At 71.0% G+C, this 19,397-nt stretch carries 15 protein-coding genes; 7 read left to right on the plus strand and 8 right to left on the minus strand.

Annotated features, from left to right (window positions below):
• Window positions 1–10 precede the first annotated feature (10 nt).
• Window positions 11–385: a helix-turn-helix transcriptional regulator gene (locus D7Y15_RS10225; RefSeq protein WP_120574700.1), complete on the minus strand. Its 375-nt coding sequence runs from the start codon at window positions 383–385 to the stop codon at window positions 11–13.
• 423 nt (window positions 386–808) lie between these two features.
• A complete protein-coding gene (locus tag D7Y15_RS10230; RefSeq protein ID WP_120574699.1) occupies window positions 809–1,690 on the minus strand; it encodes a nitronate monooxygenase family protein in 882 nt (293 codons plus the stop codon).
• A gap of 238 nt (window positions 1,691–1,928) precedes the next feature.
• On the opposite strand from D7Y15_RS10230, the gene D7Y15_RS10235 reads away from it, so the two are divergent.
• Genes D7Y15_RS10235 through D7Y15_RS45620 form a run of 3 tightly spaced genes read left to right on the plus strand, consistent with a single transcriptional unit; the run spans window position 1,929 to window position 6,765 of the window.
• Complete coding sequence (locus tag D7Y15_RS10235; protein ID WP_121752437.1) at window positions 1,929–3,965, plus strand: HEAT repeat domain-containing protein; 2,037 nt, start codon at window positions 1,929–1,931, stop codon at window positions 3,963–3,965.
• A gap of 49 nt (window positions 3,966–4,014) precedes the next feature.
• Window positions 4,015–4,977 (plus strand): ParA family protein, encoded by a 963-nt coding sequence (locus D7Y15_RS10240; RefSeq protein WP_120574697.1) that lies wholly within the window; start codon window positions 4,015–4,017, stop codon window positions 4,975–4,977.
• 9 nt (window positions 4,978–4,986) lie between these two features.
• Window positions 4,987–6,765, plus strand: coding sequence for a hypothetical protein (locus D7Y15_RS45620; RefSeq protein ID WP_233604880.1), 1,779 nt, complete (start codon window positions 4,987–4,989; stop codon window positions 6,763–6,765).
• 10 nt (window positions 6,766–6,775) lie between these two features.
• Here D7Y15_RS45620 and D7Y15_RS10255 read toward each other — a convergent pair whose 3' ends face one another.
• From D7Y15_RS10255 to D7Y15_RS10265, 3 genes are read right to left on the minus strand one after another with little or no spacing between them, the layout of a single operon-like run.
• Complete coding sequence (locus tag D7Y15_RS10255) at window positions 6,776–7,762, minus strand: M48 family metalloprotease (RefSeq protein WP_233604881.1); 987 nt, start codon at window positions 7,760–7,762, stop codon at window positions 6,776–6,778.
• On the minus strand, window positions 7,762–8,325 hold the full coding sequence (locus D7Y15_RS10260; RefSeq protein ID WP_120574725.1) for an SH3 domain-containing protein: 564 nt from the start codon (window positions 8,323–8,325) through the stop codon (window positions 7,762–7,764). The genes D7Y15_RS10255 and D7Y15_RS10260 overlap by 1 nt, the downstream gene beginning before the upstream one ends.
• Window positions 8,326–8,352: 27 nt before the next feature.
• The gene (locus tag D7Y15_RS10265) at window positions 8,353–10,701 is read right to left on the minus strand and encodes a CHASE2 domain-containing protein (protein ID WP_121752438.1); all 2,349 of its coding nucleotides are present in this window, start codon (window positions 10,699–10,701) and stop codon (window positions 8,353–8,355) included.
• A gap of 282 nt (window positions 10,702–10,983) precedes the next feature.
• On the opposite strand from D7Y15_RS10265, the gene D7Y15_RS10270 reads away from it, so the two are divergent.
• From D7Y15_RS10270 to D7Y15_RS10280, 3 genes are all read left to right on the plus strand, one after another.
• Window positions 10,984–12,189, plus strand: a complete 1,206-nt coding sequence (locus D7Y15_RS10270) for a hypothetical protein (RefSeq protein ID WP_120574695.1) — start codon at window positions 10,984–10,986, stop codon at window positions 12,187–12,189.
• Window positions 12,186–12,956: a ferritin-like domain-containing protein gene (locus D7Y15_RS10275; protein ID WP_120574694.1), complete on the plus strand. Its 771-nt coding sequence runs from the start codon at window positions 12,186–12,188 to the stop codon at window positions 12,954–12,956. Before D7Y15_RS10270 ends, D7Y15_RS10275 begins: the two co-directional genes overlap by 4 nt.
• 96 nt (window positions 12,957–13,052) lie before the next feature.
• Window positions 13,053–13,583 carry a TspO/MBR family protein gene (locus D7Y15_RS10280; protein WP_120574724.1) on the plus strand — a complete coding sequence of 177 codons (531 nt, stop codon included), beginning with the start codon at window positions 13,053–13,055 and terminating at the stop codon, window positions 13,581–13,583.
• Between the two features lie 24 nt (window positions 13,584–13,607).
• On the opposite strand, the gene D7Y15_RS10285 is transcribed toward D7Y15_RS10280, so the two are convergent.
• Together D7Y15_RS10285 and D7Y15_RS10290 are read right to left on the minus strand one after the other, a co-directional pair.
• The gene (locus D7Y15_RS10285; RefSeq protein WP_120574693.1) at window positions 13,608–13,790 is read right to left on the minus strand and encodes a hypothetical protein; all 183 of its coding nucleotides are present in this window, start codon (window positions 13,788–13,790) and stop codon (window positions 13,608–13,610) included.
• 143 nt (window positions 13,791–13,933) lie between these two features.
• Window positions 13,934–15,880 (minus strand): PAS domain S-box protein, encoded by a 1,947-nt coding sequence (locus D7Y15_RS10290; RefSeq protein WP_120574692.1) that lies wholly within the window; start codon window positions 15,878–15,880, stop codon window positions 13,934–13,936.
• A 224-nt stretch (window positions 15,881–16,104) separates the two neighbouring features.
• On the opposite strand from D7Y15_RS10290, the gene D7Y15_RS10295 reads away from it, so the two are divergent.
• Window positions 16,105–16,833 (plus strand): alpha/beta hydrolase, encoded by a 729-nt coding sequence (locus D7Y15_RS10295; RefSeq protein ID WP_121752439.1) that lies wholly within the window; start codon window positions 16,105–16,107, stop codon window positions 16,831–16,833.
• 12 nt (window positions 16,834–16,845) lie between these two features.
• On the opposite strand, the gene D7Y15_RS10300 is transcribed toward D7Y15_RS10295, so the two are convergent.
• Window positions 16,846–19,397, minus strand: a 2,552-nt coding sequence (locus tag D7Y15_RS10300) for a M1 family aminopeptidase (RefSeq protein WP_121752440.1), incomplete at its 5' end; no start/stop codon positions are given.

The raw sequence follows: 19,397 nt of genomic DNA on the forward strand, positions 1-19,397 counted from the left end.
CTTCAGCGCTTCATCGCTCCAGCGCGTGCGCCACCTGACCCAACAGGCGCAGGCGCGGGGAGTCCAGCTTGCGCACCGTGCGCAGCAGGCGGCGCACTTCCGGACGCTCACGGTACTCCGGCGGATCCTCCGCCACCTGCGGCGCGCCGTCCTCCGTCACCGCCGCCGTCGCGCTCAGCCCGAGCAGCACGTCCGACGAGCAGCTCAGCACGAGGCACAGCTTCCGCAACGTCCGCACGCTGGGCAGCATGTGCCCGCGCTCCAGCCGCCCGTACACCTCGGTGGCGATGCCAACGCGCTCGGCGACATCGGCCTGCGTCAGCTCCAGCCGCTGCCGGGCCACTCGCACCGCGTTTCCAATAAGGGTTGCCAGTCGTTGTTCCATGGCGTGGAAAACCTGTCGAAAGAGGAGCTTCTCCCCCCGCTTTTCAGACGGAGAGGTACCGGGGAGAAGTCGCTGCCTTGCGTGACCTCGTGAGACACAGATTAAGAGTGGGGTCTGACATCCCCGGGCGTTCGGACGGGGCCCGCAAACCCTCGACAATCCGCCGTTTCCGCCGTTCCCACGCGCGCGTCTGGCAAGGCTTCCCGGGTGTTTTTGCTTGCGCGTCACGCGCGCCGAACCGGGGTGGTAGTCGGGCACGCTTCCGCCCCTCCCAAGACGTCACGGGAAGGCCTTGAGAGGTCGCCCGACGTGCCAGGTAGCTTCGTGCGATTCGCGACGACTTCGCGGGTCCGGGGAGACCGCGCGCTTCCGGCGGAAGGGGCCGGAAGCGGGGCTCGACACCCGGGTTGCTTCAGTGCTGCTTCAGGATTCGGACGGCAGCGCGGCGCGGGCCTCGGAGTACTCGCGCACCATGCGTTCGACGACGGTGGCGGCGGGCAGCACGTCCTTCACGAAGGCCACGCCCTGGCCCGCGCTCCAGGTGTCCTTCCACGCCTTGCCCTGGCCCGCGCGGAAGCGCTCCAGCGCGCTCTTGATGAAGTTGCCGTGCACGCCGGTGACCTCCTTCGTGTACTCCAGGTCCTCGGGGCCTGAGTCCACCAGCGCCTGCTTGTAGTCGGGCGCGGCGCCGGCCTCTTCCGTGGCCAGGAAGCGCGTGCCCACGTACGCGCCATCCATGCCCAGCGCGAGCGTGGCGGCCAGGTGGCGCCCCGTGGACAGCGCGCCCGCGAGCACCACCGGCACGCCCAACTCCGCCTTGAGCCACGGGCCCAGCACCATGGGGCTCAGGTTGCCCGCGTGACCGCCCGCGCCGCTGCCCACCGCGACGAGCGCATCCACGCCGGCCTTCACGGCCTTCTCCGCGTGGCGCAGCGAAATCACGTCGCTCCACACCTTGCCGCCGTATGCGTGCACGCGCTCCACGATGGGCGTGGGGTCGCCCAGGCTGGTGATGACCAGCGGCACCTTGCGCTCCACCGTCGCGGCCACGTCCTCCTCCAGGCGCTCGGCCCACTTGAGGATGAGGTTCACGCCGAAGGGCACGTCCTTCGGGAACGTGTTCAGGAAGTCCCGGTACGCCTGCGCGGTGCGGTAGTTCAGCGACGGCACCGCCCCGATGGCGCCCGCGCGTCCGGCGGCCTCCAGCAGCGCCGCGTTGGACACCAGGAACATGGGAGCGGCGATGATGGGATAGCGAATGCCCAACATCCGGGTGACCGCGGTATCGATGCGCGAAGGGGCCATGCGCGCATTGGAGCATGCGTGCGCGCGAGCGCGAGGCCGAAAAATCGGCCCGGGCGGCGTTGTCAATCACAGCGTGCCCCAGCAGGGGAAAACCCCTGGTGTTTCCGTGGTTTACGTAGCACGTAGGGCTGACATAAGGTGCCTGCCCCGGCGGCGAGCCGGGAAACCGGGGAGTCCCTTCGGTGAAGCGAACCGGGGAGCGCCGCCGAGCGCCTTCGCGGGGAGGCGAGAGCCAGTCGTGAGTGACGAGCGTCCGGACGCGCTGCTCAAGAGCGCACTCGAAAAGATCGTCTACTTCGAGGCCCGTGCGCAGCAGTTGCATGGCGAGCTGGCGTCCACGCGCGACGAGCTTTCGCACCTCAAGGAGGACCTGTCGGAGCGGCACCAGCGTGAGCTGGACCTGCGCCGGGAGGTGGCCTCGATGGAGGTGAAGAGCGCCCGCGCGCAGGCCGAGCGCGAGGAGCTGTCCCGGCTCAACCACGCGCTGCGACTGGAGCGCGACCAGCTGATGGCGAAGCTGCTGGACGCGAGCCGGATCCACTCCTCCGGGCAGTCACGCGCCATGGCTTCGGACGATGACGACGAGCTGGGGTTCGACCTGGCGTCGTTCATCTCCCAGCTGCGCAGCGAGGTGATCCTCCGCGGGGACGTGCCGGCGATGCGCGCGCCCTTCAACGGGCCGGCGGTGCCGCTGAAGTCCTCCGATCCGAACGTGCCGTGGGCGGAGCGCCCCGCGCCGGCCATTCCGCCCCGGGCTTCGACGGTGTCGTCGGGCGCGGCGGAGTCGGGGCTGTCGCCGGTGGCGCGCGAGGCGCAGCGGCTGCAGAGCGAGGGCCGCCTGCGGGTGAGCCCGGAGCAGATGGCGGAGCTGTCCGGGCATACGGGCAGCACCACGGACGAGACGCTGTTCGGGTTCTCCGTGCGGGAGCTGTCGGCGGCGGACGCGGCGGCGAGGGTGCGGGCGGCGGAGCGGCTGAAGGCGCTGGCGCATCCGGCGGCGGCACCCGCGTTGGCGGCGGCGCTGCACGCGGAGACGGACGCGACGGCGCAGGTGGCGCTGGTGCAGGCGTTCGCGGGGCTGTGCCGGGAGGAGGGCGCGTCGGTGGTGTCGCCGCTCCTGTCGTCGCCGGTGCCTGAGGTGCGCATCGCGGCGTTGAAGGCGCTGCTGGTGCTTGCCCCGAATGACGCGGCGCCGCACCTGGCGCAGGCGATGAAGGATTCGGACCGGTCGGTGCGCCGGCGCGCGTCGCTGTTGGCCCTGGGGTTGGAGGGGGAGACGGCGCGGCGGCTGGGCGAGGACGCGATCCACGACACGGATCCGGAGGTCCGCGCGCTGGCGGCGCTGGCGCTGGGCGCGGGCCGGGGCGAGAACGCTCGGATGCTGCTGCTGGGCGCGCTGGACGACGGCGAGGCGCGCGTGCGCAAGGCGGCGGCGCAGAGCCTGTCGCGCATCCTGGGGCACGACGTGTCCGCGGTGGTCGCGCTGGATGATGCGCACCGGCGCCGGGAGATCCGTCGGCTGGCGACGCTGCCCGTGAAGCCCGTGCGCGCGACGCTGGAAGTGAAGCCCGTGCGCGCGGCCCCCGTGGTCGCGGAGATGGCGCAGCCCGTGGCGGTGAATGCCGTGCAGCCTGTGACGGTGGCGCAGGTGCCGCCGGTGGCCGTGATGGGCGCGCCGCAGGTGAGTGCCCCGGTCGCGGCGGCGCAGCCCCTCCCTTCGATTCCCGCGCACGCGGCCGTGCCGGTGTCGCTCGCGGATGTCGCCGCGAACACCTCGCAGTGGACCGCCACGCCGATGGCCGCCCCCGCGCTCGCGGTCGCCACCGTGGGGGCGGCCCGCTCCGCCCCGGTCGCGATGCACGCCGCGGCTCCGGCGCCCGCCCGGGTCGCGAACGGTGGTCCCGTTTCCTTCGCTTCGGGTCCTGCCGCGCCGCCGTCGCGCCCGGTAGCCCCCGTTCCTCCCGCCGCGCCCGCGCAGCCCGCCGTGCGGCGGACGCCCGTGCAGGCCGCGCTGGTCGCCATGGGCGCGCCTCCTCCGGCCCGGGCTCCGGCGCCTGCCGCCCAGCCGCCGGTTCCTCCCAAGCGCGGACCGTCTCCCGTGGAAGCGCTGTGTGGGGCGATGTTGCAGGAGGTGCGGGTCGCCGTTCGCGGACGCTCGCTCGCCGAGCTGACGTCCGGGCTGTCCGCTCCGGCGGAGCTGGCCCAGGAGGCTGTTGCCCTGCTGGTGGCCCGAGGGGCCATCGTGCGAAGGGGGCACAAATACTTCGCCGCTTGAGGCAAGGTGCAACCCGCCCAGGCCTCACACGTCATCCGAAGGGTCGTTCATGGAAGCGCCGACGTACAGCTCGAAGCAGGTAGCCGAGATGCTCGGCGTGACTCCGAAGTCCATCCCCTCGGAGCTGCGCAAGGACGCCTACGGCCCGGAAGACGTGTGGGAGCTGCGCACGACGCTCAACAAGTTCCCGCCCACCGCGGGCCTGCGCCGGCAGCTCTTCCTCAACTTCAAGGGCGGCACCGGCAAGACGTCCCTGTCCACGTCCTACGCGTGGCGCCTGGCGGAGCTGGGCTACGCCGTCCTCCTCATCGACCTGGACAGCCAGGGCCACGCCACCAAGTGCCTGGGCTACGAGGGCGAGGACTTCGAGAAGACGCTGCTGGACGTGCTCGTCCGCAAGACGCCGCTCGCGCAGGTGGTGCAGAAGTCCACCCTGCCCAACCTGGACTTCATCCCGTCCAACCTGAGCATGTCCACGGTGGACCTGGCGCTGATGCCCATGGCCGGCCGTGAGTTCAAGCTGCGCAACGCGCTCAAGGACGTGGAGTCGCAGTACGACTTCATTGTCTTCGACGCGCCTCCGTCCTTCGGCCTGCTCAACCTGAACGCGCTGATGGCCGCGAACGACCTGTTCGTGCCGGTGCTCGCGGACTTCCTGTCCTTCCACGGCCTCAAGCTGCTGTTCGAAACGGTGCAGAGCCTGGAGGAGGACCTCAACCACGTGCTGGACCACGTGTTCATCGTGGTGAACTCCTTCAACGCCACCTTCAAGCTGGCGAAGGAGGCGCTGGAGGCGCTCCAGACGCACTACCCCGAGTACCTGCTGCCCACCATCATCCGGCAGTGCACCAAGTTCGCGCAGGCCTCCAGCGAGGGCCGCCCGGTGTTCGTGGCGGACCCCACGTCCAAGGGCGCCAACGACATCCAGGCCATGCTGGACAACGTGCTGCCGCGCCTGGTGGCCGCGCACGCCGCGGCGGTGAAGGCCGGCACCGCGACGAAAGCCGGCTGAGATTTCCCCATGAAGAAAGCCTTCGAACAGAACGTGTCCCGCGCGAAGCCGCGCCTCCGCCTGGGGGCGCTGACGGGTGCCCTCGACCCGGCCGACCCCACGGGGACCGCCGCCGCCGCGGAGCCCACCACGCCGGAAGCGACTGCGCCCGTCGCGGAGTCGCCGGACCTGTCCTCCGAGGTGCGCTCGCGCATCGAACGCCGCGCCGGCCCGCGTCCCACCGCCGCCGAGGCGATGGAGGCCGCGCTGAACGCACCGCCCAGGCACACCGCGCCGCCCGCCGCCGCGCAGGGGCTGCCGGCGGTGACGGCGCCCTCGTTCTCGCCGGTGTCCCACGCGCTGTCCGCGCTGGTGTCCCCGGAGGCTCACCGCGAAGAGGAAGAGGCTGCGCCTGCGCCGTGGCTGGACTCGGACTCGCAGGAGACCGCGCCCGGCTGGAACGTGGCGCAGGAGACCGCGCCCGAGGAGTCCGTCTGGGACGCGGAAGCCGTGCCGCCGGTGTCGCACCGCGAAGTGGCGGAAGCCGTCGCCGCGTCCGCGTGGAACGTGTCCGTCGCGCAGCAGCGGGAGTCCGCGGTCGAGGCCTTCGGCCAGGAGCCCCTGGGCGCCGAGCCGACGCCCACGCACGTGGAGCCGCCCCCGCCCGCCGCCGCGCGCTGGGATGCGCTGACGGCGCGTCCGGAAGCCGCCACGCACGTGGACCCGACGCGCGTGGCGCCCCTGGCCCACTCCGTGACGCACACGGAAGCGCTGCGCACCGACGTGGCCCGCGTGGAGCACCCGGCTCCGGTTGTTCCGCGTGCGGAAGCCGTCCCCGCGCCGGTGCCTCCCCAGGCGGAAGCCCCTCGCGCCGACACTCGGGGCGCGCCAGTCACCTTCGCCTCGCCGCCCCCGGCGATGGCGCAGGCGGAAGCCCCCCGGGGCATGCCGGCCACGTTCGCGGGCCCGCCTCCCGGAGTACAGTTCGATGGACGGATGGGCGTTCAGGCCCTCCGCATGCCTTCCGAGGCCGAGCCCATGACGACGTACGTTGCCGTCCAGGCCTCCACCGTCACCACCACCGAGACGGTGGCCCGACAGGAAGCCGCGCCCGCCCCCGTCGAGGTGCAGACGCCCGCGCCTCCCCGCGAGGACGACTCCGAATCCCGCCGCGAGAAGCTCAAGGCCCGCCTCAAGGCCGTGCGCGAGAACCCTCGCCCGGAGCCGCTGCCCGCCACCGTCGCGGAAGCCGGTCAGCGCGCCGTGGAGCGCATCACCCACCTCCAGGCGGAGCTCACCAAGGTCAAGGCGGCCAACCTCACGCTGACCCAGGACCTCGAGGTCGCCCGCCGTCAGGCGGAGAAGGCCACCGAGGAGGCCCGCCTCCGCATGGACGAGGCCCGCCGCCTGTCCGCGGAGATGGAGGGCCGCGTGAAGCTGCTCGCCGACCTGGAGCGCGAACTGGCCTCCCTGGAAGGCGAGCGCGACGAAGCGCTTCTGTCCCTCCAGGAGTCCCGTCAGGCCCTCCAGGCCGCGGCGAAGGAGCACGAAGCGCTGGAGCAGGTCGTGACCAGGGGCAAGGCGGCCCTGGCCGACAGCCTGGCGGAGGAGGAGCGCCTCGCCGTGGAGCTGGAAGGCGCCAAGGACGAGTCCTCCTCCCTGCGCCGCGCCGTGGAGACGCTGCAGGGCGAGCGCGACGTGCTGGCCCAGCAGGTCGCGTCCCTCACCGCCGAGCGTGCCGAGCTGCTGGAGGCGCGCAAGGCCCTGGAGTCCGTGCACCGCGCCTTGAGCCAGGCCACGGTGCGCTGAAGGCCTCCGCCTACTTCGCGTCCTTCGCCACGCCCGTGGACTTCTTCACGGGCCCCACGACGGCGAAGGCCGCGGGCAGGGCCGGCCGCTGGAGCGACGCGACGTCCACCCGCGCGAGCGGATCCGCGTTGTTCCGCCGCGCTTCGACGAGCCTGGAAATCTGCTCCCTGCGGTCCTTCGCGCTGGGGTGGTTCGCCAGGAGTCCGCCGCCCCCGGTCGTCTTGCCGAGCAACAGCGAATACTCCCCCGGGTCGTAGCCCGCGGACAGCAGCAGCTCCACCGCGAGCGCGTCCGCCGCCAGCTCCTCGTCCCGGCGGTTGCCCTTGCTGAAGGCGTCCACGGTGCCTTCGACCATCTTCCCCATCAGGCCCGTGTCCGAGTCCAGGTCCAGCCGTCCGTCCGCCCGGCTCGCGCCCACCACCTTCGAGGCCACCGTGGACACCACGGCGCCCGTCACCGCGGCGCCCTTGCACGTGCTCACCTTCACGGAGACGTACTGTTGCAGCGCGTGCTTGAGCACGATGTGGGCAATCTCATGCGCCAGCACGCCCGCGAGCTGCGCCTCGTTGTCCACGCCCTGGAGCAACCGGCGCGTGACGAACACGTAGCCACCGGGCGCGGACAGGGCGTTGAAGTTCTCCGCGTCCTTGAGCACGCCGAACGTCCAGCTCAGCTCCGGCCGGGGGGACTGCATGGCCAGGTTGCGGCCCACCGTGTTGACGTAGGCATTCAGCTTCTCCTCCGCCGCGCCTGACAGCATCAGCCCGCCGCTCTGCTGCGCCCAGTGGATGGCCAGCGCGCTGCCCAGCGCGTACTCCTCCTGGATGGCCGGCTCCACCTTCAGCTTGTCGCAGGACTCCACCTTCTCCGCCGCGGTCGCCAGCCGGTTCGCGTCCTCGCCCAGGTTCGCGGCCCTCAGGCCCTTCGCCATCTGGGCACAGGACGTGAGGCACAGCCCCAGGCCCGCCACCGCCAGCAATCCCATGCGCGAGCGCATCACTTCACCGCCTTCTTCGCCTGGGGGCCCAGCTTCGTGTTGGGCGCCACGACCGGGAACAGCCCGGCCTGCTTCACGTGCGCGTCGATCTCCACGGGCGTGACCTTGAGGGCCAGGGCCTCCAGCGCCTTGATTTGCGACACCGCGACCGCGTAGTCGCCGCCCTTCTCCTTGCCGTACTTCTCCGCGCCGGGGCTCAGCGCCTTCACCGCCGCGCCGCTGGACACGAAGGAGGCCGTGTCGATGCCGCGCGTCTTGCCGTCCTTGGACACCAGCTCCATGTCGGGCGGCTTCGTGGACAGGTTCGTCTGGAACACGTAGCCGGCCTTGCCTCCGGGCTCCGTCACCTGGTGCCACTGCGCGTTCTTCGGGTCCGCGCCCTTCCACGTCACCTGCTGCCCGGGCTGGAGCACCGCCACCACGTCCGCAGTGGGCACCGCGCTCTTGAGCACGCGGGTGTTGCGCGCCTTCACGTAGAGCTTCTCGTCCTTCTTCACTGCCCACGCGGCCGTCGCCGGCAGTCCCAGCGCCAGCAGCACGACGCCCCAGGTCCATCGTCTCATCGTCATCCTCCCCAACCTGATACGCCGTCACTTCTCCAGATTCGCGACGCCATCGAACTTCTCCGGGGGCGCCTCCTGATACTCGCGGCAGCGCTCCAGCAGCTTCGCCGTGGGCCCGTCCTCCGGCGACCGCGCGGCCTCCGCCTCCAGCACCTTCACGGCCTCCGCGAAGCGGGCCTCACGGTACAGCCCCAGGGCCTCGTGGTAGCGCGCCACCGTGTGACGGGTGGACGCGTCCAGCTGGCCCTTGAGCGCGAGCAGCTCGTACACCGTGACGGCCTCCGTCTTGCCCGCCACCCGCACCCGGTCCAGCTCGCGCACCTCGATGTGCTCGTGCGCCAATTCGTACGTGCGCGGGCCAATCATGATGACCGACCCGTAGGCCTTGTTCGCGCCCTCCAGGCGCGCGGCCAGGTTCATGCCGTCGCCAATGGCCGTGTAGCTGAAGAGCTGGTCGCTGCCGAAGTTGCCCACGAAGTTCACCGCGCTGTTCACGCCGATGCGCGTGTACACGTCCGGGAAACCCTTCTCGCGGAAGTCCACGCGCAGCGCCTCCACGGCAGCCTTCGCCGCCAGGGCGCCCCGGCACGCTCGCACGGCGTGGTCCTCCTGGGCCATGGGCGCGCCGAAGAGACACACCACCGCGTCGCCGATGTACTTGTCCAGGCAACCGCCCTCGCGCAGCAGCGCCCCGCTCACCGTCGTGAGGTACGTGTTGAGGATGCGCACCAGCTGGCGCGGGTCCTCCTTGAAGCGCTCGCTGAAGGTGGAGAAGCCGCGGATGTCGCTGAAGAACGCGGTGATCTCCTTGTTCTCCCCATCCAGGCGCGGCAGCTGCCGTGAGCGGATCATCTGCTCCACCAGCTTCGGCTCCATGAAGCGGTGGAACGCCTGCCGGATGAACTGGGTCTCGCGGTTGGCCACCAGGTGGTTGAACGCCAGCGCCGCCACGCTCGCGCCCACGCCCGCCAGCGCGGGCATCGCCATCAGCACGTGCGTGTGCGCCGTCTTGAGCAGCAGGCCCGTGAGCACGTGCAGCCCCAGAATCAGCGCCACCGGCCAAGCCACCTCCAGCGGTGTCCAGCGCGCCGTCATCAGCAGCACCACGGACACCAGCGCCACGAAGAATGTCAGGCCCAGGTCCACGGCCAGGGGCGCGCGGGTGATGAACGTGCCCGACAGCAGCGTGTCCACCACCGTGGCCTGCTTCACCAGCCCGGGCTCCGCGGCGGAGAAGGGCGTGGCCTTGATGTCGTTGAGGCCCACCGCCGTGCCGCCGATGACGACGACCTTGTCCTGGAAGATGTCCGCGGCCAGGTCCAGCTTTTCGCCCTTGGAACGGTGGATCCAGTCGTTCAGCACGTCGAAGAGGCTCACCGCCACGAAGCGTTTTTCCAGCGGACCGCCGTAGTCCAGCGCCGCGCTGCCGTCCGGGTCCACGTGCCACGTGTGCTCACCCAGGCGGAGGGTGCGGCCGGAGAACACGACCTCCTTCGCGCCCAGCAGGTCCGCCATCATGCGCACGGGCAGCGTCACGTAGGTATTGGTGCCGTCCGTGTACGCGAAGCGCGTGCGGCGCATGGAGCCATCTCCATCCGCCTCCATGTCCACCAGCCCGACCCCGTTCACCGCGCTGACCAGCGCGGGCGTCGGAGGCACCGGGTAGCGGGGCTTCGGTGCCGGCTTCGATGGCATCTGCCCAATCCTGGGCAACGGCTCCCCCTCCGCCCGACGCGCGGGGAAGGCGAGTGCCCGCGCCAGGGCTCCGGGCGTCAGCACAGGCGTGGCCGGAGCGGGTGCTTCCTTGAACTCCTCCTCTTCGGGGAAGGAGTCGTCTTCTGGAGGGCTGGCGGCGGGAGCGGCCTCGGGAACGGTCAGCGGCACGGGGGCCTGGAGGTCCGCGTGGACGAGTCGCTTCGCCGACTCGCTGGTCGACATGCCCAGGTAGAAAGGGAGGCCTGTCTCACGCAGCACCTGCGCGAAGCCCAAGTCCACGGACTCGTCGGCCGTCCGCTCGTCCATCACCGCGTCGAACAGCACGGCCCTGGCTCCTTGGGCCTTCAGCTCCTGCGCGATGCTCGCCCACAGCGTGCGCGTGTACGGCCAGTTGCCGAAGTTGATCTGGAGCTGCGCGTTCTGGCTGATTTCATCGATGGAGTCCTGGTCGATGGCCACCACGACCACCTGCTTGGACTCTTTCCGGCCACCAGTGAACCGGACCAGGGCTTCGTCGTAGGCGATGTGCTCCGTGCTCTCGAGGACCTTCGCCTCCTCGCACGCCCACGCGATGAGTGTGGCTGCCAGCGCGATGCCCAGCATCGCGCGTCCGTGATGGCGCCAGCGCTCCTGGATCAGCTTCCACGTCTCACCCGCCACGGACCCTCCCCACGAGGTCGATGGCGAGACGCTACTCCGGGAGATGCCCCCTCGGCACGTGCGGGGCAGGACGGAACTGGACCTTCATCCAGGAGGACCCAGAGAGGCCTGCGAAGCAGGAGACCCGGCGAGCCGTCGCAGTCCCTGGAGGCCTACGGGCGACGGCTGCCCGTCTGTTGCCGACGGCGCGTGGCCCACAACCTTCAACTCCATGGGACCCGAGGCGGTGACCTTCATCGCCCGCGTTTCAATGCCCTGTCCCTGCCCTGAAGGAGTCACCTCGTGGCCCTGGACCTGTTCAAAGAAAAAGGCGTCCCCGTGGAGCGTCAGGCCTTCACCTGGAAGGACCTCGTGCGGCGGCCCTACAGCAAGATGGACGACGACGCATTCACCCGGACGCGCGTCATCCTGATGAACGGCATCGAAGCGGATGCCCTGCGCATGAAACACATCTTCGCGCGGCTCAGCCTGGAGCTGCGTCCGCACCTGGCGCTGGTGCGCCGCGCGGAGCACCACCAGCAGACGCTGGTGAACTGGCTCACGCCGCCGGACCAGAAGGTCATCGAGACCACGCTCGGCTTCGAGCAGCTCGCCATTGAAGTCACGGCCAGCGTGGCCATCCACGAGCCCGACCCCTATCTGGCCCAGACGTACCGGTTCGGGATGCTGGAGGACTTCGACCACCTGTACCGCTACTCCGCGCTCTACGATCGGCTGGAAGGCCAGGACCCCAACAACATCACCCAGTCCTATACGGACATCATTCCGGGCCGCCCCACGTCCGTGGAGCACCGCCATCCGCTGGACGACCTGCGCCGCCCGTATGACCGCAAGGCCGCGGATCCGCTGTCCAAGCTGCACGCGATGACCATCACCGCGTCCGAGTTCCAGACGCACGACTACTACATGACCGTGGGCCCCACGTTCACGGACCCCGTCGCGCGGCAGCTCTACGCGGAGATCGCCTCCATCGAGGAGCAGCACGTCACCCAGTACGGCTCGCTGATGGACCCCGGCGAGTCCCTGCTGGAGAAGTGGATGCTCCACGAGGCCATGGAGGTCTACAACTACCACTCGTGCCTCGCGTACGAGACGAACCCGCGCATCAAGGAGGTGTGGCAGCGGTTCGTGGACTACGAGCTGGGACACCTCCACTACGTGATGGAGCTGTTCAAGAGCCTGGAGAAGCGCGACCCCGCGGAGGTGCTGCCCCGCACGCTGCCGGAGCCCATCGCGTTCAAGGAGCACCGCGAGTTCGTGCGCAAGGTCCTCTCGCAGGAGGTGGACATGCGCTCCGACGGCACCGAGTACGTGGACAAGTCCCAGCTGCCTCCGGACCACCGCACGCTCGTGTACCAGGCGCAGCTGAACTCGGAAGGGTCGCCCTCGGAGACGGCGGCGGCTGGATACAAATGGAGGCCGGGCACGGAGCTCGCCGCGAAGGCGGAGCGCATGGGCTCGGTGCTGGAAGGCAGGAGGCTGCAATGAGCAAGGACACCCTCGCCGACGTGGGGATGAACCGCACCGGCATCAAGACGTCACCCGTGGACAGCAAGGACATCATCGCGGAAGCGGAGCGCGCGGAGCCCAGCAGCCCGGGTGACGCGCAGGCCATCGCGGAGGTGCGCAAGCAGTACATGCGGGAGGCCGGTGACGGCCTGGGCCGCGTCCCGCCGCCCGCGAGCCTCAAGGGCATGGCGAAGACCGCGGTGGACATGCTCAAGGGCGGCAAGCCCACCGTGCTCATCGACAAGCTGGGCGAACGGCTCGCCTTCGAGCGCACCGGCGTCCGGCTCTACGAGGGCGCGCTCTCCAAGCTGGAGGTCTTCGGCAGCTGGGAGGGAGGCCCGTCGCGCGAGCTGCTCATGAAGATCCTCGATGATGAGCTGAGCCACTTCGCGCTGCTGACGGAGGCGCTGGAGAAGCTGGGCGCGGACCCCACGGCGATGACGCCGTCGGCGGACCTCACCTCGGTCATCTCCATGGGCGTGCCCGCGGCCATCTCCGACCCGCGCACCAACCTGCGGCAGGCCACGCAGGCGCTGCTGGTGGCGGAGTTGACGGACAACGCGAGCTGGGAGCTGCTCATCGACCTGGCGCGCGGCCTGGGCCATGACACGCTCGCGGACCGCTTCACGCTGGCGCTGGACGCGGAGGCCGAGCACCTGGCGTTGGTGAAGGGCTGGCTCGCGTCAGGAGTGGCCACGGAGGCGCGTGCCCCCATGGACTCCGCGTCCGTCCCCGCGCAGCCCTGAGGCCAGCCGGGCAGGCAGGCGGACATGGCAGGCCGTTGTGCGAGGACACAGCTTGTGGGCTCGCACAACGGCTTCGCCACGTCCGGGAGGAACGACATGCAACTCAGCGAGCTGGGAGGCTCCGAGGGCCTGGAACACAATGCCACGCTCAACCGTGAATCGCTGGTGGCGCTGGGTGCCTTCAGCGCGCTCACCGCGGGCGCGGTCTTCCTCAACGCGCGCAGCACCCGCGAGGCCGTGGAGGGCCGCTGGTACAAGCACTTGAAGAAGCCGCCCTACCAACCGCCGCGGCAGGCCTTCGGGCCGGTGTGGACGGCGCTCTACGGACTCATCGCCGTGTCCGGCTGGCGCATCTGGGGCTCACCGGCGGGCGCCGAGCGCTCGCGCGCGCTGGGCCTGTGGTTCGTGCAGCTGGGGCTCAACGCCGCGTGGTCCCATCTGTTCTTCCGCAAGCGCCAGCTCAAGGCCGCGGCGGTGGAGAACTGGGCCTTGCTGGGCAGCATCGCGGCGTATACCGCCGCCGCCAGCCGCGTGGACCGCAAGGCGCCATGGTTCATGGCCCCGTACCTGGGCTGGGTGTCCTTCGCCAACGTGCTGTCGACCGACATCGCCCGGCGCAATGCCTGACGCCGGGCGCCTCCTCCTCGCGCGCTAGTGGCGCATGCGCGAGGGGGGGACCGCGTTGTTGAAGGACAGCACGGCCGCGAAGTAGCGCGCCTGGTTCTCCGAGGTGCAGCGCACCTCCTGGATGCGCCCGCCGACCTTCACCCGGACAAGCCACCCGTCGTTGTCCTGGCTGATAGGGGACTCGCTCTTCATCGTCATGTTTTCCATGGGTCTTCTCCCTCCCGTGCCCTCACATGAGCAGGGGGCGTGCCAGGGCTGGGGAGCGTGGGATTCCAGCCCTTTGCATGCAGCCTTCGTCCGGGGCGGAGAGGCAGGGCTGAAGTTCTTTCAGGTGAAGGGCGACCGCTGCTTCAGTGGAGGTGGCGATCAGGCCACACTTGCGGGAGGGCAGGCCGCACGGAGGCGAGTGTCGGCAGCGCGACGTAGAAGGTGGACCCCCGGCCCGGTTCGCTCTCCACCCAGATGCGGCCGCCGTGGCGCTCCACGATGTCGCGGCTGATGTAGAGGCCCAGGCCCAGCCCTCCGTAGGAGCGGGTGGAGGCATTGCGCGCGCGGAAGTAGCGGTCGAACAACTGCTGCTGCTGGTCCTCCGGGATGCCGATGCCCGGGTCCGTCACGGACAGCACCGCGACGTCGTCCGTCAATGACAGCCGCACGCGGATGGTGCCGCCGTCCGGGCTGTACTTGAGCGCGTTCTCCAGCAGGTTGGAGATGACCTGCTCCAGCCGGAACGTGTCGCCGTGGACGGAGACGGGCTCCCGGGGGGGCTCGAAGTCGAAGGTGTGGTTGCCCTTCTGGCCTTCCATGCCGGCGAGCGTCTGCTCCACCAGCAGGTCGAGGCGGGTGGACTCCGGGTGCAGGGACAGCCGGCCGGCCTCGATGCGCGAGGCGTCCAGCAGGTCGTTGATGAGGCCGGTGAGGCGCGTGAGCTGGTGGCGCGCGTGGCGCAGCACGCCGGGGTCCAGGTTCTCGCCGCGCTCCAGGCGGCGCTCCAGCGTGGCCAGGCGCAGGCTCAGGGGCGTCAGCGGCGTCTTCAATTCGTGGCTCGCGATGGAGAGGAAGTCGTCGCGCACGCGGATGGCCTCCTGGGCCTCGCGGTACAGGTGCGCGCGCTCCTCCTCCGCGCGTCTGCGCTCGGTGATGTCCTCGATGAGGACGCCCACGCCCAGCACGCGGCCGTCGGGAGTGCGCACGGGATAGAAGCTGCCCCGGAAGCAGCGCCGGGGGCCGGGGGCGCCCAGGTCCTCGTCGGAGACGGACTCCTGGTTCACCATGGGCTCGCCGGTGCGCAGCACGTAGCGGGGCCCCTGCTCCGCGATGGCGCCCGGCTCCCCGAGCAGCTCCGGCAGCGTGCGGCCCGGGTGGTCCTCCGCGGGGATGCCATTGATGCGCGCGAGCGTTTCGTTGACGCGCACGTAGCGCAGATTGGTGTCCAGGAAGCCGATGCCCACCGGCGCGCTGCGCACGAGCAGGTCCAGCTGGGCCAGGTTCTCCTCGCGCTCGGCCTCCACGCGGCGGCGCTCGGTGATGTCCTCCACGATGCCGACGCCGCCCTCCACGACGGTGCCGTCCTCGGAGTAGCAGGGGGCGAAGCGGATGCGGACGGGTATCTCCTTGCCGGTGGTGAGCGCGCGGTAGTCGCCTTCGTAGTCGCAGGCACGGCCGGCCAGTGACTCGCGCACGCAGGTCATGATGCCCTCGTCGCGCAGCGTGAGGAGGTTCAGGCCCACCAGGTTGCGCTTCGACGTGCCGATGAGGCCCGCGAAGCGCTCGTTGCACGCGGTGATGACGGGATTGCGGTCGAAGTGGAAGATGCCCAGGGGCGCGTTCTCCACGAGCAGCCGGTAGAGCCGGTCCGCCGTCTCCTGGTGCGAGGCCGCGTCGGGGCCGCCGGGGATGTGCTCCACCGGCTCCTCCAGCGAGTCGATGACCTCGTGCATCCGGCGCAGCGTGAAGACGATGCGCTCATCGCCGTCCAGGCCGGTGGCGCCCACGGTGACCTCCACCTGCAACTCCACACCGTCGCGCCGCCGGGCGAAGACGCGCGTGGGCCGCCCGCCGAGCGCCTTGCGGCGCGACAGCAGGTAGCGCGGCAGGCTGAGGCCATGGAAGTGGTGCAGGCGAGGCGGGAAGAGGTCGGTGATGGGCCTGCCCACGAGCTGCTCGCAGTCCCAGCCCAGCAGCCGCTCCGTCGCCGCGTTGACGTGCAGGATGAGCTCCTCGGGGCCGCACGCGATGATGGGGTCCACCGCGGCGTTCAAGATGGCTTCCAGCTCCCGTGCGGCTCCTCCGGCCATGCCTCGCTCCTGGTGGGACCCGGCACGCGTCTCTTCCGCCGCGTGGCCGGCCCTGCCGGGAGGTGGGGTCTCCCCGGCGTTGGCGGGCGCGCGTCTTGGCGCCCGTGCGCGTTCCCTTTGTCTACAGGTACACACTGTGGGCCGGAACGGCGCGGTGAAGCCGGAGGGCAGGACGCTGACAGCGCCCCTGGAGGCCGGGCGAGCGGGCGGGTACAGGAGGGAGCATGCGCGAATCCCGAACCGCCGCAGTGCTGCTCGCCGTGTCACTGCTGGGGATGGCCTGTGCCAGCACCCAGGGCACGCCGCCGGCGGCGCAGAGCCCGCTCGTCTACAAGAGCGAGGCGCTGGGCGCTCCGAAGCCCGAGGCGTTGCTCGTGGCCCTGCACTTCTCCGGCTCCACGCCCGCGTTCTGGGATGAGCCCATCCAGTCACTGGGCATCCCCGTGCGCACGCTGCTGCCCCAGGGCCCGAGGCCCCGCCGTGACGGCTTCACGTGGTTCCAGGCGGACCACGAGGAGAAGACGTGGGAGGGGAAGACGGAGGACGTGGAGCGCATGGCGGAGCGGCTCGCGGAGTTGATCCGCGAGGTCCGGGCGGCGCACCCGGAGCTCCGCCGCGTCGTGGTGACGGGGTTCTCCTACGGGGGAGACCTGGCGTGGATGCTGGCCATCCGGCACCCGGAGCTGGTGGACGCGGCGGTGCCCATGGGGACGCGGCTGCTGGGCGACCCGGTCCAGGGGCAGCCTGTGTCGCGGAAGGTGCGGGTGCTCCAGGGAGAGCAGGACGCCATCATCCCCGTGCAGCACACGCGCGAGCGGGTCGCGGAGCTGAAGGGCCGGGGCGTCCCCATCGACGTGAGGACCTACCCGGACCTGGGCCACGACGTGTCGCCCGCGTTGCTCGAGGACTGGCGCGCGTTCCTGCGCCAGTCGTTGCAGGGGCAGACGGACTGAAGCCGTGGCGGCTCAGCGCCGACGCTTGGGCGGCGTGCGGCCACGCTTCGCCGCTTGCTTGCGCACAGGCTTCCGCACGGGGGCGGCCGGCTGCGCGTTCAGCGTGAACGTCTCCAGCTTCTCGCGCAGGGTGCGCGTCTCCTGCTTGAGCGCGTCCAGTTCCTCGCGCAGCGACGCGACTTCACGGGCCTGGGGCGCGCCTTCGCGCAGGGTGCGCACGGCCTCGCGGGCGTAGCGGCGGGTGCGCGGGTCGCTGAAGGTCGTGCCCTCCAGCGCGGGCAGCAGGCGACGGTCGCCCAGCGTGGAGGCCGCGTCGCAGACCGCCAGTTGCACGCGGAACTGCGGGTCGCGCAAGAGCTGCGCGAACAGGTCCACCGCTTCGCGCTTGCGGTTCGCCACCTCCGCCAGCTTCGCCACGGTGCTCACGGCCGCGCGGCGCAGGAACGCGGGCTGGCCATACGCGGTGCGTGCCACGGCCACCGGGAACGCGGCGGGGTCCTGCGTCTCCGCGAGCCCGTCCATCGCGCTCGCGCCGATGACGTCCTGGAATGAAGGCCTCGCGGTGGCGGCCTCCAGCAGGGGCAGCGCATCCGGCGCGCGCACGCGTCCCAGTGCCCGTGCGGCCTCCGCCTCCACGAAGTAGCTGGCGTCACCGGCCTCCAGCACCGAGCGCAGGCTCCCGGCCGCCTCCACGTCGTGGCGGAACTCGCCCAGCGCGGCGACGACGGCGCGGCGCACGCGCGGGTGCTCGGTGGCGACCGCGTCCAGCAGCAGCGCGCGAGCCTCCGGCGTGCGGATGCGGCCCAGCGCCTTCGCGCACGCGGCGCGAGTGGCCCAGAACCGCTTCGCGTCCTTCAGCGCGCGGCCCAGCGCCTCCACCGACCGCAGGCCTCCGTCCTTCCCCAGCGCGTGCGCGGCCTCCGTGCGCGCGCGGGCCTCCGGGGCATTGGCCAGCTCCTCGCGCCACAGCCCCACGGCCTTGTCCACATCCAGCGTGCCCAGCACGTCGCGGCGCGGATCCACGCGCACCTGCGTGGGCGCGGCGGGGCAGGGCAGGTGGAAGCGGTGCTCCGCGTCCGTGAGCTCCAACCGGTGGCGCGTGTCCTCGCCGTTCACCGTGACGGCCACCTCCAGCGGGAGGCGGAAGACAGGCGTGCCCGACTCCGTGCGCTGCGTCTGGCGCACGGTGATGCGCAGGCGCGCGTCGTCCGCCTCGTAGCGGACCTCCACCTTCAGCTCCGGGTGGCCGGGGGAGAAGACGTACTGGTCGAAGACGGGGTCCAGGTTGTGGCCGGTGGCCGCCTCGAAGGCGCGCGCCAGGTCCACCGTCTCCACCACGCCGTGGCGGTGGGACGCGACGTAGTGGCGCAGGGCGCGCATGAAGAGGTCATCCCCCACGCGGCGGCGCAGCTCGTGGAGCACCAGCCCGCCCTTCTCGTAGAGGTGGCGGTCGAACAGGTCCATGGGCGCCTGGAACTTCCGGGCGACGATGGGGCGCGCGTAGCGCTCGCGCGTCTCGGAGAGGTAGGCCTCCAGGTCGAGCGCCCGGTGATGGTCGGCCTCGTCCCGGTTGTCGCCGCGCTCCTTCCAGAGCACCTCGAAGTAGGTGGCGAAGCCCTCGTTGAGCCAGCCGTGGGGCCAGTCGCGGCAGGTGAGCAGGTTGCCGAACCACTGGTGCGCCAGCTCGTGGGAGATGAGCGGCTCGGCGTTGTAGTCCAGGTGTGCCCGCGCGTCGTGCAGCACGGTGTCCACCAGCGTGGTGGCGGTGGTGTGCTCCATGCCGCCCAGGATGAACTCCGTGACGAACACCTGCGCGTAGCCGCTCCACGGGTACGGCTCACCGGTGATGGACTCGTACGCGGAAATCATCTGCGGCGTGCGCGCCACGCACCGGAGCGCGTCCTCGCGGCGCCCCTTGGGGAACAGGTAGCGCAGCGGCGTGGTGCCGGCGGTGTCGGTGGCCTCGTCGAACTCGCCCACCACCAGCGTGACGAGGTAGGGCGCGTGCGGCTGCGCCATGCGGTGATGCTGGGTGCGCCGCTCGCCGGTGGTGACATCGCTGACGAGCACGCCGTTGGACAGCGACGTCATGTGCGCCGGGAAGGTGGCGATGACCTCCGACGTGGCCTTCTGCGCGGGCGTGTCCAGGCAGGGGAACCAGCAGCGCGCGTCGATGTCCTGGCCCTGCGTCCACGACTGGAGCGGACGGTCGGGGTAGCCCGCGTCGGGGCCCCAGAAGTAGAGGCCGCGGCGGGGGCGGGCGCGGTAGGTGAGCGCGATGTCGCACGCCTGGCCCGCGTCGAGCGCGCGAGGCAGCTCCACGCGCACGTGCGCGCCGGAGTTGGAGAAGGTGACGGAGCGGCCGTCGACGCGAGCCTCGGTGACGTCCAGGTCCACGGCGTCGAAGGTGACGGTGGACACGGTGCGGACGGCGGACACGCGGGTGGTGCAGGTGCCGACCAGGGCGCGCTGGGCGAAGTCCAGGTCCAGCTCGATGCGCACGTGCTCGGCGCGCACGGGCCGGGGCGCGGCGTAGTGTTCGGTGGCGCCGGGCAGGCTGAACG

The organism is Corallococcus sp. AB030 (assembly GCF_003668965.1).
Taxonomy (GTDB): Bacteria; Myxococcota; Myxococcia; order Myxococcales; family Myxococcaceae; genus Corallococcus; species Corallococcus exiguus.